The 16,792-nt window shown below is 46.7% G+C and carries 16 protein-coding genes; all 16 read right to left on the bottom strand.

From position 1 onward, the window contains the following. Nucleotides 1-11: 11 nt before the first annotated feature. Nucleotides 12-521: a type II secretion system protein gene (locus tag KXJ80_RS05240; RefSeq protein ID WP_169548629.1), complete on the bottom strand. Its 510-nt coding sequence runs from the start codon at nt 519-521 to the stop codon at nt 12-14. A 52-nt stretch (nt 522-573) separates the two neighbouring features. Further along, nucleotides 574-1,191, bottom strand: a complete 618-nt coding sequence (locus KXJ80_RS05235; protein WP_023266932.1) for a pilus assembly FimT family protein — start codon at nt 1,189-1,191, stop codon at nt 574-576. 75 nt (nt 1,192-1,266) lie between these two features. Further along, nucleotides 1,267-1,764, bottom strand: a complete 498-nt coding sequence (locus KXJ80_RS05230) for an MSHA biogenesis protein MshF (RefSeq protein WP_218678292.1) — start codon at nt 1,762-1,764, stop codon at nt 1,267-1,269. A gap of 38 nt (nt 1,765-1,802) precedes the next feature. Continuing rightward, nucleotides 1,803-3,023 carry a type II secretion system F family protein gene (locus KXJ80_RS05225; RefSeq protein ID WP_037428181.1) on the bottom strand — a complete coding sequence of 407 codons (1,221 nt, stop codon included), beginning with the start codon at nt 3,021-3,023 and terminating at the stop codon, nt 1,803-1,805. A gap of 2 nt (nt 3,024-3,025) precedes the next feature. Next, nucleotides 3,026-4,786 (bottom strand): GspE/PulE family protein, encoded by a 1,761-nt coding sequence (locus KXJ80_RS05220; RefSeq protein WP_037422422.1) that lies wholly within the window; start codon nt 4,784-4,786, stop codon nt 3,026-3,028. Further along, on the bottom strand, nt 4,783-6,078 hold the full coding sequence (locus tag KXJ80_RS05215) for a tetratricopeptide repeat protein (RefSeq protein ID WP_099457408.1): 1,296 nt from the start codon (nt 6,076-6,078) through the stop codon (nt 4,783-4,785). Before KXJ80_RS05215 ends, KXJ80_RS05220 begins: the two co-directional genes overlap by 4 nt. Continuing rightward, nucleotides 6,075-7,004: an ExeA family protein gene (locus tag KXJ80_RS05210; protein WP_099457407.1), complete on the bottom strand. Its 930-nt coding sequence runs from the start codon at nt 7,002-7,004 to the stop codon at nt 6,075-6,077. Before KXJ80_RS05210 ends, KXJ80_RS05215 begins: the two co-directional genes overlap by 4 nt. 6 nt (nt 7,005-7,010) lie before the next feature. Next, a complete protein-coding gene (gene mshL, locus KXJ80_RS05205) occupies nt 7,011-8,690 on the bottom strand; it encodes a pilus (MSHA type) biogenesis protein MshL (RefSeq protein WP_218678291.1) in 1,680 nt (559 codons plus the stop codon). 14 nt (nt 8,691-8,704) lie between these two features. Next, nucleotides 8,705-9,022 carry an MSHA biogenesis protein MshK gene (locus tag KXJ80_RS05200; protein ID WP_099457405.1) on the bottom strand — a complete coding sequence of 106 codons (318 nt, stop codon included), beginning with the start codon at nt 9,020-9,022 and terminating at the stop codon, nt 8,705-8,707. Continuing rightward, entirely contained in the window at nt 9,009-9,659 is a 651-nt protein-coding gene (locus tag KXJ80_RS05195) for an MSHA biogenesis protein MshJ (protein ID WP_099457404.1), read from the bottom strand. Before KXJ80_RS05195 ends, KXJ80_RS05200 begins: the two co-directional genes overlap by 14 nt. Further along, nucleotides 9,656-10,258, bottom strand: coding sequence for a PilN domain-containing protein (locus KXJ80_RS05190; protein ID WP_099457403.1), 603 nt, complete (start codon nt 10,256-10,258; stop codon nt 9,656-9,658). Before KXJ80_RS05190 ends, KXJ80_RS05195 begins: the two co-directional genes overlap by 4 nt. Beyond that, a complete protein-coding gene (locus KXJ80_RS05185; protein WP_099457402.1) occupies nt 10,255-11,133 on the bottom strand; it encodes an MSHA biogenesis protein MshI in 879 nt (292 codons plus the stop codon). The genes KXJ80_RS05190 and KXJ80_RS05185 overlap by 4 nt, the downstream gene beginning before the upstream one ends. 238 nt (nt 11,134-11,371) lie before the next feature. Next, complete coding sequence (csrD, locus tag KXJ80_RS05180) at nt 11,372-13,282, bottom strand: RNase E specificity factor CsrD (protein ID WP_259474537.1); 1,911 nt, start codon at nt 13,280-13,282, stop codon at nt 11,372-11,374. Between the two features lie 215 nt (nt 13,283-13,497). Beyond that, a complete protein-coding gene (locus tag KXJ80_RS05175; protein ID WP_037422400.1) occupies nt 13,498-14,742 on the bottom strand; it encodes a malic enzyme-like NAD(P)-binding protein in 1,245 nt (414 codons plus the stop codon). Between the two features lie 513 nt (nt 14,743-15,255). Continuing rightward, the gene (gene rpmE / locus KXJ80_RS05170) at nt 15,256-15,468 is read right to left on the bottom strand and encodes a 50S ribosomal protein L31 (protein WP_037422397.1); all 213 of its coding nucleotides are present in this window, start codon (nt 15,466-15,468) and stop codon (nt 15,256-15,258) included. Between the two features lie 179 nt (nt 15,469-15,647). After that, entirely contained in the window at nt 15,648-16,709 is a 1,062-nt protein-coding gene (locus tag KXJ80_RS05165; protein WP_259474536.1) for a FimV/HubP family polar landmark protein, read from the bottom strand. Between the last annotated feature and the right edge of the window lie 83 nt (nt 16,710-16,792).

Here is a 16,792-nt window from a genome sequence, read left to right as displayed (position 1 = left end):
AAAATCCTTATTTAACAACCTGATGACTCAACATGGTACTTAGGAGGATTGCTAGAATCTGCCTGTTTGTATTCAACCCAACATTTTGCCGTATTTGAAGGTGTCAACTTTTTAGGATGAATAATCACAGGAGATGTAAGCGTCGTTGTTACAGCGGGTGCTTCAACGATTGTCCACTCGTTAGTAGTATCTAAATCAAGTACTAATACCATATCAGCTGCTGCTTGCTTCAGATACCCATAAACACCGTTAACTTTAACATCGTCAGCTGCATCAGAATTACCTTTATCATCGATGATAATGCTAGATGTGGCCTTACTTTCTAACCCTTGAATAGCTGCCTTAGAATAAACAAGCGAATTAGCGCCTTGCAAAGACGCTTTGACACCATTCAAAGTAGATGCGTAAGCATCAGATTGAAGATTAATAAACTTAGGTGCCGCTGTGACAGCAAGAATACCTAAAATAATAATAACTACGACCAACTCAATTAAGGTAAAACCTTGTTGTCTTTTCATCATTAACTACCTATGTAATAACAATTCTAAATACGTAAAATTCACGCCTGTATAATTAAGGCGTAAATGGTGTTTGAGTGAAACTTAATACTTTGCCTGTACCTGGATTATAAACCACGCCTTTAGCGCCTGTGGTTGATAAATCTGGTGCTGGAGTTGGCACACCAGTATTTTGGTTTAGCACCAGTGAGGCCACTTGATGATAAACACATAAATCCAAACCACTCACGGCTGTACCCGCAATGGAATTAGTACTGCCACCCGCACCATCGATAACGCGTACGGTGTAACGTTGATTTCGCGCATCTTGCGAATAAAGCACATTACGCGGCGCACTTTGCAATACCGTATTGAATACCTGTTGACAGCTTGCATCCGTCATCGCCGTCGCATCGGTACCAGAGGTACCCGTTGGATAGCCAAAACGTGGGTCGAGTGAAACAGAAGTACCATCTAAGATCACACTGCTATTTTGGCGACCATCGACTTCCCATTGTGAACGCACAAAACTCACGGCTGTAGATAAACCACCCGCCACACCGTCCACACTGGCATCTTCAGCATCATCGGTGACGTTTAAAAAACGTGGGATTGCCGTTGCCGCTAACAGACCCAAAATGACGATCACTATGACCAGTTCAATCAATGAAAAACCATTTTGTTTAGTCTTCATTAGTTTCCCCCTACTTGATGAAAGTCCATTCTAACAGCTAAATCAGTTTATAAAAGCCCGTTACTTAACAATATTTTAGGAGTTCGTCAAAAAAATGACCCTGCCAGAGTTTAGTTGATAGCCAATACTATCCCCATTTTGTGAGCGATAACGGCAGCTATTATCCTTGAGAAAATAGCTACCAATGAGGGAGTTATCTGCCGCCTCCTGCCCCATGAGTTGCCACCATAAGGCTTGGCAACCTTGGTCACTAAGTTCGGTCGGTTGCGGCCATCCCTGCGCGCTCATAATCACCAGCGTTTGCAGCTCATTATGAGTGTTTTGCTCATTAAACACTTCCCAATCTAGTCGCATTTGTTGTGGTTTGCCAAGGGATAACCATTGAGAACGGACCATAGCCAACACATTTAAGAAGCGACTATGTTCGACCTCCACGCTTCGGGCGGCAAGTTGTGGCATAGTGGCAAAATATTTAACCCCAATCACCGCGAGAATAATCAAGACCAAGGTCAAGCTAACGAGCCGCCCATAAACCCGTAACAGATTGCTTTCAGCCTTCTGTTGGCTCTGCATCTATTTGATCCTAATTGAGTTAAACTCTCGACTTGGCATTACTTCCCGCCTTTAACCACATTGAGCATATCCCACATCGGCAGGTAAATACCCAGCGCCAGTACCAACACAATAACGGCCACAATACCGATTAAAATCGGCTCTAACTTAGCGGTAAGATTTTTAAGGTCATAGTCAACCTCACCTTCGTAAAAATCGGCGGCATCATTTAACAGTTGGTCAATTTGGCCGGTTTCTTCACCGACGGCGACCATTTGCAGTACCAGTGGCGTAAACAATTTACTCTGATTCGAAACCCTCAGCATAGATTCGCCTGACTCTATGCCACGGCGCATCCCGACAATTTTGTCGTGCATATACGCATTATCTACCGCATCGGCGACCAGGCTGAGCGCCTGCGTCATCGGCACGCCCGCACTTAACATCATCGAAAAACTGCGGCAATAACGGGAGAGGGTCGAGCGCTCAATAATCGAACCCACAGCGGGAATATGTAATTTCCACTGATCCCACTGTTTCTCGCCTTTTTCGGTATGGTGCCAATAACGGATCCCAATAATAGTTCCGAGTAGTAGCAGTAACATCAAAGGCCAGTAGTGAACAAATAAGTTAGATGTGCCAATCAACACCTTAGTCGCCCAAGGTAAGTCGGCACCGAAACGGGCAAACATTTCGGCAAATTTGGGGATCACCATGATATTTAAAATCACCATGGCCAACGCAATGGCAATCAATACAAATATGGGATAACGCATCGCGGCCTTAATCCGGCGGCGAGTTTCCTGCTCACGCTCGATATAACCCGAGAGCTGAATAAAAGCATCCTCTAACTTACCGGTGTTTTCCCCCACATGAACCATAGAAACAAACAAAGAATCAAACACATCTGGATGTTGATTCATCGCAGACGACAGCGGGCGCCCAGCAGTTAACTGCTCTGAAATATCATTCAGTGCATCCTTCATCCGTTGGGAGTGGGCAGTTTCGGATAATCCCGCAATGGCGCGCAGGATGGGGATCCCCGAGCGCGTTAGCGAATACATTTGCCGGGTAAAAATTTGCAATTCATCTAAGCCGACTTTACTACCAAAGAGCTGTATCAGTGAAAATGACTTCGTCACCTTTGCCGCTTTGACTTCCAAGGGAATAATGCCGCGCGCTAACAGCATATCAGCAGCAGCACTTTCTGAGGCAGCATCGAGCTGACCTGTTACGGCCTGACCTTGTCCACTGCGTCCACGGTATTGATAAACCGGCATAATTACGCCTCAACGCCTTGCTGACTGATAATATCCCGCGAGAGTGGCACCTGCGACTCACTCACATCTTCAACTAGCTTAGCCACCTCTTCAATGGTCGTCATGCCCTCGCTCAAATATTGCAGTGCTGACTCGGCGAGTGGAGTAAAATTTGGGCTTTGCAGGGCTGCACGGGCAAAATCCTGTGGATTACCGGTACGCATCGCATCGATCATCTTTTCATCCAACTCGAGGATCTCAAAAATACCGATACGGCCGCGATAACCACTGCCATTGCAGCTTTGGCAGCCCGTGCCAATGCGGAACTTGGCCGATGAAAAGTCCTGACGACTAACACTATTCAGCCAGGCTTTTTCCTGCGCCGTAGGCTGATATTCCACCCCGCAGTTATGGCACACGCGGCGCACTAAACGCTGGGCAATAATCACCCTTAACGCACTCGCCACTAAGTAACTGGCGGCGCCCATATCGAGTAAACGCAGCGCGCTGGTTACCGCATCGTTAGTGTGCAATGTGGATAACACAAAGTGACCAGTGAGTGCGCCCCTTAGACCAATCTCAACGGTTTCTTGGTCACGCATCTCACCGACCATGATAATGTCCGGGTCTTGACGCAAAGTAGTGCGCAGCACGTTCGAAAAATCGAGTCCAATCTTATGGTTAACTTGAACTTGGTTGATCCTTGGCAATTGGTATTCGACCGGATCTTCTACCGTGATAATTTTACGATCCGCAGTATTGAGCTCACTTAAGATACCATACAAGGTGGTGGTTTTACCGCTACCCGTAGGCCCTGTCACCAGCAACATGCCGTGGGGGCGTTTAATCTGTTTACGAATACGCGCCAAAATATGTGGCGGCATCCCCGTCTCATTTAAGGTCAACAGCCCAGCGGATTGATCGAGTAGACGCATTACCACAGATTCGCCGTGGTAAATCGGCATGGTCGACATCCGCACGTCAATCTTGTGACCTTTAATTTCCATATGGAAACGCCCATCCTGCGGCAGACGTTTTTCAGAAATATCCAGCCCAGCCATAAGCTTAAGCCGCAGTACTAAGGCCGCTGCGATATTGACTTCATTTAGAATGGTCTCGTGTAACTGGCCATCGATACGTTGGCGGATCCGCAGGGCTTTTTCGCCGGGCTCAATATGAATATCCGAAGCGCGCATTTGCACCGCATCTTCAAAAATCGACTGCAGCAACTTAACCACTGTGGTTTCATTATCGCTATCGCCCGAGGTCAGGCTCGCCAAATCAAACATTTGATCTGCGGCATATTCCTCTTCAAGCTTACCAGCGATTTGCGCGATTTGGTCGGTGCGGCGATACAGGTTATCGAAGGCTTGCAATAATTGCTGCTCGGGTGCGACTGCGACACTGAGCTTTTTCGGCGCAATTAAGCTTTCTAAATGGTCGAGCGCCTGCAAATCCGCCGGATCGCTCATGGCCACTAATACCGTATCACCCCGATCTTCAACCGCAAGGGCACGAAAACGCCTTGCTTGCACCTCAGGGATCAGATTCACCACCTCGGTGGGAATTGGGCGTTTGCTGATATCCAGCAGCGGTAGATTTAACTGCTGCGACAAAAATTGCAGCAGTTGAGTTTCGGTAATAGAGCGCAGCTCAATCAGAGTTCGGCCAAGTTTATGGCCCGTCTTACGCTGCTCGCCCAAGGCTTGTTGTAGCTGCTCTTCGGTAATAATCGATTCTTGAACTAACAGATCGCCCAAACGCATCTTTAATCTGGGTTTCATTGGCTATCTCCTAGTTGTTGTAAACGTTGTTCAATAAAAGCCGTGGCCTGAGTTGATAAACCGGAATAGCTTAATGCTGTACGATAGGCTTGACTGGCTTGGGTAAATTGCTTTTGAGAGTCAAGAGCATAGGCTAATCCCATCCACCATTTCCCCTGCTGCGGCTCCTGCTGCAATAACTTGCGGTAAGCCTGTTCAACTAACGGATATTGCCCCTGTTTTTGGGCTAAATCCGTCTGCGCTAACCACTTTTGCCGAGCTAAAGGATGACTATCGGGGATTTGCGCAAGGCTAGCAAGTGCTGCGTCAGTATCGCCCATCGCATGTTGCACCCTAGCCAATAACAAAGCAAATTCAAACTCTTGCGGATAAAGTAATCGTCCCTGCGCTAACACTTCGGCCGCTTGGGGCTGCTCACCTTGACCATAGTGCAACGCCGCCAGTTGTTTGCGCGACTCGTGTAGGCTCGGGTCGAGCTTGAGCGCTTTAGCGTAGTAATCCATCGCCTTAACCAACTGACCTTGCTTTTCGGCATCGCTCGCCAATACCAGTTGTTTTTGTGCTAACTGGCTTGGAGAAAGCTTTACTTCCGTCACCGCCATTTGCCCTGTTGGCTGAGCCGAAGCTTGAGTCGAAGCAGACTCGACTGACTCACTCGCCTTGGCCTCTGTTTGGGTTATTTTTACTTCACTCTGATTTACGTTAACTTCCGCTTGATTTGCTTTAACCGCAACCTGTTGTGGCTCAGTTTGTGCCGGCACCGACTCTTGGTGTAATGCCGCTTTGTTAGGTATATCAGGTGAGGTATTTGCAGCAACCGATTCTGTTGTCGGTTCACTCGTTGGCTCAACGGGCGCCGCGTTTACACGGGAAGATTGAGCCACACTTGGGGCAGATTCTACTGACGCCGACATATCCTTTGCTGGAGCATCTGTCGACGACGGACTCACTTGCACCATCTCCACAGTTGGCTCTGTTGGTATAGTCGTTTCTGCTCCCGTTTCTGCTCCCATAGAACTCGTATCTGTCTGTGGGTTTGTGTTATCCGACTGAGTTTGCGCACTCATCACAGTGTTAACACTGTTATCAGTGGCATTCCTTGAGTCGTACATGGCCTGAAAGGCATAAACCGACACACCACCTACAAGCAGTGACACTAAGCTGATGACTAACCATTTACGTGATGAATTGGGACGCCCCAGAAACTGGGCCTGATGAACAGCCACATTGCTGAGAGAATGCCCCTGCTGGCGTTTATCGAGATCCTGCAGCATCTTGTTGATCACGCTCATGCGGAGCCTCCCCACAACTGTTGTAGGTTAACGCCTGATGCCAGCAATGCCGCAATTGCCGCTGCACATACTATCAGCGCGATCGCCATATAGGTCGGCCAGTTTTGCGAACCGCGACTGGCATCTTCGGTATCCAGTATCGCGCCCTTAATGTGGGCGATGCGCACCTGAGTTGCCCCTTCGCCAAAACTGAGCATCAGGGCTTTATGGGCTAAAATATTGATCAATCTCGGAATGCCTCGTGATGCCTCGGCGATTTTACGCGTCAGTTTAGGGCTAAATAATGCTTGCCCCGCATAGCCTGCCACCGCTAAGCGGTAACGAATGTAGGCATCGGTTTCATCCCAAGTTAACGGCCGCAGACTGTAACTAAAGGTGATGCGCTGCCGCAGTTGTCTAAAGGCTTGGCGCTTTAATCGCTCATCCAACTCGGGCTGACCAAAGAGCACCACTTGCAACAGCTTACGGCTTTCGGTTTCAAGATTGGTAAACAGCCGCAACGCTTCAAGGCTCTCATCGGGCAAGGCCTGCGCTTCGTCCAGCACTAATACGATGGCGTGACCATGGGCGCTCAGGGCGAGTAATTGTTGCTGAATAAGTCCAGTGAGTTGCTGCTGATCGATTTCGCTGGTGTATTTTAATCCAAGTTCATTGGCCACCGCCCAGCGCAGCTCGACGGGGGTGAGATAAGGATTAGGAAGATACGCACAATGAAAGCCCTGCGGCAGCTCATTAATCAACTTACGGCAGATTAAGGTTTTGCCCGTGCCCACTTCGCCTGTGACTTTGATAAAACCCTCCCCGGTTTGTAGGGCGGTCTGCAATACTTGCAGCGCCTCTACGTGCGGGGATAACCCGAAAAAAAATCCGGTATTAGGGGTTAACGAAAATGGCGTTTGGCTGAGTCCAAAGTGCTTCAAATACATGAAAGCTTACTTATTTTCTGGATACCAACGGTCGAGTAAGGTCTTAGAACGCTCTAACTCGTTTTTCCACGTATCCCCGCCCACCACGGTCGGCTTTAACATAATAATCAGCTCGGTTTTCTTCTTCTGCTTACTGCGGTTTTTAAACAGTTCACCCACCCAAGGGATATCCCCAAGCAAAGGTACTTGCGATACCACTTCTGAGTTTTCACTCTTCATCAAACCACCAATGACGACAACATCGCCAGAGGCCGCGCGGATCACAGTATCAGACTCGCGAATTTCACTTTGCGCCAAGGGTAATTTTAAAGGTTGGTCATTGATTACAATGCCTTTTTCCTGTTCTTTGACATCGATCACCGATGGATGAACATGCAGTAATACGTTGCCGTCTTTATCGATTTGCGGAGTTACATCCAGCGCAATCCCCGAGAAAAAGGGAGTTAATTGAACTTGAGGTGTCGTAATAGGCGTAGTGCCAGCCACAGTAGTTGATGAAACATCGGTAACAAAATACTCATCGGTACCGACTTTAATTACCGCTTTTTGGTTATTCGATGCCGTCACCCTTGGGCTGGATAATACATCCACATCACCTTGGGTATCGAGCAGGTTAATCATCCCCGCAAAATCCGCACCCTTGAAACTAATCGTCGTTACGCCACCCAGCGTTGAGCTAATTTGATCACTCAAACCTGAACCAGCAGACGTACTTACGCCTACCTGAGTATTTCCCCCTGCTAACGCTGAGCCAAGCGCTTGCCATTGAATCCCCTGCTGATAACCATCAGACAGAGTCACCTCGAGGATCTTTGCCTCAAGGATCACTTGGCGTTGTAAATGTATCTCTGCCGAACTTAAAAATGCACGTACTTGACGTAATTCATTCGGATAGGCACGAATCGTCACTAATCCCGCCTGTGGAGTGACGACCACTTGGCGACCACCGCCCGTGTCACCCACAATGGCGGTTAAGGTTTCTTTTAACTCGCCCCAAAAATCGGTCTTAGTGTGCGAACGGATAAAGGTGCCATTGCTGCTATCGCTGCTGTTATTGTTGGCATTATTACCGTTGCTCGAATTGTTATTGCCACTAACGTTACCGTTATTCGAGTTATTATTGCCGTTATTGTTATTCGAGTTGCTGTTATCGGAAATTCGGCCCGAACTCACCGAGGTTAACGACAGGCCATCGCGTACCATGTATAAGTAATTGACCGGAAAAGTCTCAGTACGCATCCCCGCAGGGAATACTCGCAAAATACGTCCTTCACGGCTGACTTCATAGCCATAAATATCTTCAACCACTTGAATGGCTTCGCTCAATGTCACGCCTTTTAGCGACAATGAAATCGTGCCCTGCACATCGGGATGCACCGCCACACTAAAGGGGGTGCCCTGAACGAGGCTCGGGAAAAACACCCTCGCATCGACATCATGGGCAGAAACATCGATACGACGTTCGGTTTCCATGGGCGCAGCTAAACTGCCCATTAAGGTATTAGTATTCAGTTCACGCTGCACCGCCTCTGGCATAACGGCTGGCGGAGGTGGCGTTGACTGCTTCGCGGCCTGCATCGACGCAGAAAGAGCCTCTTTTGATGCCATAGGCTGCGGTCTATCTGTAGTTTGGCAAGCCATAAGGCAAAGTGAGAGTAGAGGTGTGAAGTATTTAATGGCGGTCATCTGAGTCTTATTCCCTATCTCTCTGTTATTGCTTGAAATAATGCTAATTTCCGTCCGTCAGAAAGTGATACTGACGAGGGGGTAATACGCACGACTTCGACCCCTTGGATGCTATCACCTACGGACACAATTTTATTATTAATCACGGCGTAAGCCGTGTTGCCTGAGCTGACAATGCTGTTGAGCACTAAGGCTTGATGCTGATTTTGACTCGCAGCGCTTACAGCCGAATAGCTTTTACCGGGCAAAGTAGGGTCCCGTAAGTTTTCAGCCGACACTTGTGCCGAAATCACCAGTAATGCGATGAAAATATAAGGCTTATTGAGCAACACTGATAAAGTCCTTATTAATACTCAAGGTATAAAGCTCGATATCGACTTTCCCTTTGGGGTAATCAGCCACTTTATAGTCGAGGCGTTTCCAGTAAAGTTTGTCGGGCATGGCTTCTACTGCTTCAACAAAACGCAATACCGAGAAATAATCACCTTCTAAGCTCATGCGGATCCCATGGCTATACAAATTCAACTTTTTCTCTTCACCCACCGCAAGCAGTGGTACGGGCGCGACAGAGGTAAACTTCAGTAAGGTAATTCCCTGAACCTGCCCAAGCAGATTACCCAATAGTTCAGGCATATAATCGGCGGGCACCATATCGACCATCTGCTCGTTAAGCTGAGTATCAAGCTGTTGATTTTGTTGCTGTAGCAAGGTTAAACGCTGGCGATAGTCCTGATTAGGATCTAGCGCTAATCGCTGCTGATATAAATCAATCTGTTGCACCGAAACCTGATTTTCTTGCTCTATGACCTTTAACTGCTGCGCCGTCGAATGCTGTTGTTTCCAAAGCGACTCAATAGGCATATAAGCCAACATAGCGATCAGTGCTAACAGGGCAATGGCGATTAGCCCACGCTCGCGTTGGCTGAGAGCATCAAACTTTTGCGCTAATTGTTCAAATTGGGCTTTCATCGCGCCTGCTCCTCTGGGGTCTCACTCGTCAGCGTGAAAGCCAGCGGTTTATCCTCACCGCGATCCATGGTCATAGAGGAAAAAGCCTGCCCTTTTAAGGTCTGGGTCGCTTTTAGCTTACTCACCCAAAGCGGGATACTCTGAGGATGATCTGCAAATCCTTCAAACATAAAGTGCTGCTCGTTAATCACAATATGGTTAAGCCAAACACTCGCATCGGCCACCATAGCCAAATCCTTCAATACAGGTGCAAAACCTCGGCTGGTGAGGGAGGAACGCAGTTCCAGCTCATTCATTAATAATTGCTTTAGCTCGAGCTGCTGTGACTCTAACTCGACGCGCGCGACTAACTCAGGATCGGGTTTACGGGCGGCGATTTGTGCTTCAAACTCCGCCTTTTGCTGGTCAAATTGCTGTTTTTGCGCTGACGCTTGGCTTAGCGCCTGCACAGACTCATTTAATGTCCAATAGCTAAAACCGGCAACTGCACCGCAGACAACTAACAAGCCTACGGTATAACTGATTAATTTAGCGAAGGTTAAGCTCTGCTTTGGCGGCAATAGGGCGGCAGAATATAGGTTGACTCTCGATTTTATCACTCGTCACCTCGTGAAAGCTCACTAAAGGCCAATCCTGCCATTTTCGCGCCAACGGAGGTCTTATTAACCACGTTTACAGCTTGATTAAAGTTGGCTGACACCAACTTCGCTAAGGCATCGACCGCACCGTCGGCAAATAACTCAATGGAGTTAACAGGAGGCTGGCGCAGTTGACTCTCAAAATAATCCATAGATCTTTGAATTTCTAGGCTTAAGTTATCTGCCAATCCATAGTTTAGTTCATCCACTTCAGCCTTATCTAATTGGCTAAAACCGCGTACACGGCGCTGCATATATAACAGCCCCTGTTTTACCACCGTCAGTAACAACTCCTGCCCAGAATGATGGCTAACGACCAATCTTGCCTGATTATCATCCATAAACAGGTTGGTCATCGCGAGTTCTTCGATGCTAATCCCTAAAACAGTCAAGCCTTGCTCACTGATGGCTTGAACCATATTGATCAATTTATCTTTATCAACCACGACAACATTGAGTTTATTGCTTGGCAAAGGGGGCTCAAAATAATCCAAGTGAATTTGCGGCACAGGAATATTGACCATATCTTTGATAGACCAAATTAAAGCTTGAGATAATTCTTCACTATCGACATTCGGTTTATCGGCGACGAGCAATTGATAGCGACCACTACTAAGAGTGATCTGTAAAGCGGCATGGGGGAAAGTGCTGGCAAGTTCAGCAAAGACGCTTTGCCATTGATCTTGTTGTAATTCAAAAGAAACCCACTGCTCATGCTGACGTTCGGTGGCAGGTGCATAGACCCACAGCTTATCAGCACAGACATACACCCCCAGTGCAACACCCGTCTGTTTGGCTCGCCAAAAGGCCAACCGAGCAAAAAGTCCTTTATCCATAAAAATGCCTGTCTTCCGATAAAGTTAAGCTTGAGTGATAAGCCAGCGAATTGCGCTATTTCTACAACACCAGACGGAGATAAGCTCACAGCATTTAGAATGCGAAATTCGTCATCTCCAGCGTCATAATTTTGGCACAGGCTAGTTTATCCGCTAATCTGTGAATTTTATAGAGAAATTCAACAACCCAGCCCTATTCTTCCACGAGGATCACATCACTCGGGGAAAACAATACGACTTATAACACCTCTACTGGATCGCTAAAATACATGCCCTGGGCCATCCCCACCCCGAGGATTTGCAAAGTTTGCCATTCTTCAAACACTTCAACCCCCTCCGCACACACTTGCACTTCAGTACGGTATAAACCACCGATTAAACTACGAATAAACAATTGATTTTCAGGGCGTAAATGAATATGACGTACGATAGAACGGTGCAGTTTAATCATGTCGAAATGGCACTCTCGGATATAGTAAGTGCCAACAACCTGTTGTCCAACATGGTCGACACACAGACGAGCGCCCATCTTACGGATCATATCGAGTTTAGGCTGAAGCTTGTCTTGATGCTGGATCACTATATCCTCTGACACCTCAAAAATCAGTTGAGGTGTCAGATGGCGATGCTCAAGTAAGGTCGTTTTAAGCCACTGGGTAAAGGCCCGGCTCATCAAACTATCTAAGCTAAGATTCACACTATAGATTTGATCTTTATGCTGCTCTTGGCCGAGCAACCCCAATACACGCTCAATCATCTGCCGTTCAATTTGTGGCATCAAACCACATTTGTTTGCCATGGGGATAAACAACGTCGCCCGCACTAATGTCCCTTGATTATCCCGCGCCCGGGTAAAGATCTCTTTATGGTGCTCTCCCCCATCTAAATCCATAATGGGCTGACTAAAGGGATAAAAACGCCGCTGAACTAAGGCATTCTCTAAGAAGCTGCGCCAACGCACTGAACCTTTGGCAAACTCCTCATCAATCGCGCCCTTATCGTACATAAACCAATTACTATTACCTTGTAATTGAGCAGCACGTAACGCCATATCGGCCTCATCAAGCAGCTGATTAACATTATCCCCGGCGGTAAAATAAGCACAGCCCAAGTGGTAAAAGTTATCTCTATTGTCCACATCATCGGGCAAGGTTTGACTCAAGCAGACTTTAAGTAACTTACTGGCGAGCTGATCTGCCTCAATCAAAGAGACGTGGGGCACAACTATCGCAAATTGATTATGGTTACGCCGCGCAAAAATACTGTTCGGCAAGGTTTGCAAGATAGAGTTAATACTATTGACCGTCGCATGGAGTAACTCTTTAACAGCAGCTTCACCCTTTGCCTGCTGTATCAAATCGAGATCATCCATTTCTAACAGATAAATCACCCCATGAGCGACCATACCTTGGTCATGGCTCATGGCATCGAGGCGGTTATTTAAAAACAGCCGATTACCAATACGGGTTTGCGCATCTAAAAAGGTATTGGAGCGAATAAACTTATCGAAACGACCTCGTTCCTTATGGGCATCCTGCAATTCCTCAAGCAGTTTGGTTAAGGCTCTATTGATTAGCCTTGGCTTACCATTACCAGGGGTTGCCAGCGCTTGTTCATGTTTACCTTGTAAAATTAATCGACTGCGCTGAGCAAGCTCTTCGATACCATCCAACTGCTGCGAAAACCATATATGCCCGAAACGTACCAAAGCAATCACAGCTAGTAAGCCAATGCCCAAGATAAGCAACTCATACCAACTCACACTGTAATGTTCGAAAGGTTGTGGCAAGCTCAGAGCCATTGTGAGACCCGACTGAGGATCGAGCAAATGGGTATACACCATGGCATTTTGCGTCTGCACATTGCCGTGATAGGTGAAAAGCACTTCGCTCTTCATGGTTAAACGAAATTCAACGGCGTTATACGCCAGCAACATGGGAGGCAGCCAAGACTCCAACTCCCAATCGGGCTGGGAGTGATAATGCTCTATTAGAAGGGATTCAAGTTCAGACACTTTCTGCTGCTGAAACTTATAGGTTAATTGTACAAAACTCATCATTGCGCTGAGTAAAAAGACGAAGGCAATAGCGGCTAAAGACATTAACCAGAAGCTGGTTAGTTTTGTTGTTAACATTCGAGTGAATTTCATCGAGCCGCTATCCTGCAGGATTATTATAATTATTGGTGCACTCTTAACATGAGTTAAACAAATGCTACTCAAGATTATTCAGTAGCATAAGCTAAAAGGCAACCTAGGATTTATTTTCAAAGACATTGAAAATCGCGCCAATAGCAGAGATTTCAGCCAACGTTAAAACAAAAAAGAGGCTAATTAGCCTCTTCTTCTATTAATTCTGTTGTCGCTTAATCCGCATATTGGGGCAAAGTCGTTATTGCAGCAACACCCGAATCAATGGCCGCTTGCGCCACGGCGCGGGCCACGCGCGGCAATAAACGTGGATCCATCGGTTTTGGTAACACATATTCAGGACCAAAACTTAATGAACTTACCTTTGGATATGCCTTAAGTACACTTGCTGGGACTTCTTCTTTCGCTAATCCGGCAATGGCATGCACAGCCGCAATCTTCATCTCATCGTTAATGCACGATGCACGCACATCTAATGCGCCGCGGAAAATAAACGGAAAACACAGTACGTTGTTCACTTGGTTTGGATAATCGCTGCGACCAGTACCCATAATTAAATCGCTGCGCGTCGCGTGGGCAAGTTCAGGTTTTATTTCAGGGTCTGGGTTTGAGCAGGCAAAAATCACTGGCTTATCCGCCATCATGGCCACTTCTTCAGCACCAATCACATTCGGGCCGGATAGCCCTAAGAAAACGTCAGCGCCTTTAATCACATCTTGCAAGGTACGCTTATCTGTCTCATTCGCAAACAAGGCTTTGTATTCATTCAGATCAGTACGACCCGCATGGATCACGCCTTTGGTGTCAAGCATGTAAATGTTGGCGCGGTTAGCACCACACTTCACTAACATGGTCATACAGGCAATGGCAGCCGCACCAGCACCCATACACACAAAAGTGGCATCGCTAATCAGTTTACCTTGAATCTCTAAAGCGTTAATCATGCCAGCTGCGGTAACAATGGCAGTGCCATGCTGGTCATCGTGAAACACAGGCACATTACAACGCTCAATCAATTCGCGCTCGATAACAAAGCATTCAGGCGCTTTGATGTCTTCGAGGTTAATTCCACCAAAGGTGCCAGCAATGGCCGCAACTGTATTAATAAACTCTTCAGCAGTGTTATGCGTTACTTCAATATCGGTCGAGTCGATATTAGCAAAGTGTTTGAATAATAGTGCCTTACCTTCCATCACGGGCTTTGAAGCCAATGGACCTAAGTTGCCTAGGCCCAGAATCGCCGTACCGTTAGAAATAACGGCAACAGTGTTACCTTTGTTGGTATAACGATATGCATTTTCAGGATTAGCGGCAATTTCACGTACTGGTTCAGCCACACCAGGGCTATAGGCTAGCGCGAGGTCATGGCTCGTTTCAGCAGGTTTGGTGAGGCATACTGCAGTTTTACCGGGAACGGGGAATTCATGATAATCGAGTGCTTGTTGACGAATATCTGACATTTTAACATCCTGAAATGCGACATTTATAAGTATGGAAGTAAGGCCGACCGACTCAAGATCACCTCATTTATGGGTGATTTAAACAGTGTGGCAGGTCGGGGTAAGATACGCCAATTAGGTCACATTTTAAATAAGATCTTGAGAAATTTCGCCTTTACGGCTGAATTGTCGCCCTAAGCTAAGTTTTACAAACTTATCTTAGTCGATAACGGATGATTACCTGTTTAAATTTGTAGAAAACAAACGAAAATATGCAATAAAACAAGGGTAAAACTGTGGTCAAACCTAAAAAATGTTGACTAAATTACAATAAAGACACTAACTAGCATTATCTTATCGTTAATTACTATAAATAAGTCGATTTTGCGCAATTTCAACAGGAAGAAAGTGATAGTGGTGCTTTTTTAATTGAAGTCGTACCAGAAAGGCTAAAAAGTAGCGATTACGTGCCAGCTAACGACAAAAAGCAAAAAGGCGCCAGAGGCGCCTTCGAGAGAAATATTGCTAACGCAATTATTTCTTGCCAAGCATACCAAAACGCTTGTTGAACTTGTCGATACGACCGCCTGTATCAACAATTTTTTGTGTACCTGTGTAGAATGGGTGACATGCACCACAAACGTCTAAATGCAGGTCTTTACCAGCAGTAGAGTTTACTTTGATTACGTTGCCACAAGTACAGTTTGCAGTGATTACTGCATATTCTGGGTGGATACCTGGTTTCATTGGGGTTACCTCAAAAGTAAGGCCATGTCGCTCTTCCAACCCGAAGTCGGACACCACATGCAGTTAATAACGGATATGTTAGGGCGCAGGATATTACAGTATCACCTAAGCGGATACAAGTAGATTATCTGAGCATTTTAACGATAATCCACTTGTTTACTGCCCATTTGTCTCTGCTTTTATTGGCCAGCTTCCCTATCTTCGAAACTCGCCTTAGCGGCCTGTGCATTGGGATAACGCGCGAGTATCTCAGCCGATGGACAAGTTAAAGTGGCGTCTTTCTTTAAGGCATTGATACGATTTTTAGCAAATGCTTTAGGATTAGCGTCATGAATCGCCAACATCGCACCATAAACACTGACTTGCCACTCAAGGGCATAGCGATTGGCAATCCGCCATAGGGTCTCGTTGTGATAATCCAACATACACTCACCCGAGCTTGTTGCATTGGCATTTGTCGAGCTAGCAATCTTAGTCACTTCGGCTGTCTTAGCTTCAGACACATCAATCCCATTTATACTCTTATCAGCTTTTGCCATATCTGCGTTTGCAGATGAGACTTGGGCAGCAGATGGTTCGGTCGATGGCTTAGCTATAGAAGGTTCTGTAGACAAACTCGAAGCTGAGGATGCTTTCGCGTCAGGCTTATCCTCTGGGAAGGTAAATCCAGAAGCGCGGGGCGCAGCAACGTTTGCCGTCACAGCCGCCACAATAACGGGCGCAACATCTGCTTCAGCGGTGACTAAATTCACCTCTTGCACAACCTTAGTTGATTTAACTGTGGTTTTGTCACTTTTAGCAGAGCTTGCCGCCAACTGACTAGTTTCGGCTTTGGCTGCTTTGTTTGATTTAACAACCGCGGTTTTTGCTTGCGATACTGAAGACGTCGCAGAGGAAGTATTATCAAACAGCGGCAGATTTTTCACTTCATACCAGCGATCGACTCGATATTCACGAACTAACAAGCGTGCCTTAGGATCAGTGACATCCTCAACGCCCGTCAGCAATATCAAAAAACGATTAAGCTGCTCAGCCATCAGCTTTTCTTCACCGCTGGACTGATGCAACACAAACTCAAGCCGCGTCATATCCTGATTATCACTGATCACATTCACGCGCATTTTGGGATAGGCGCCCAATTCAAACATCCGATTGTTGATGCTGACATGGGAAACCTGTGCCTGCACAGCAGCACTACACACTAAGGCAAAGAGTCCTAATGATTTCGCTATTTTAGTCATTTACTTACTCTCAACTATCCTTGGATAAACTGTCATTAGGACTAGCCCTTGCTAGCCGCGCTGAGTACACTAAACCTCATTTC

It is taken from the genome of Shewanella xiamenensis (genome assembly GCF_024971755.1).
Classification (GTDB): domain Bacteria; phylum Pseudomonadota; class Gammaproteobacteria; order Enterobacterales; family Shewanellaceae; genus Shewanella; species Shewanella xiamenensis.
Note: the sequence above shows the minus strand (reverse complement) of the source record. Positions and strands in the feature narration are given on the sequence as shown.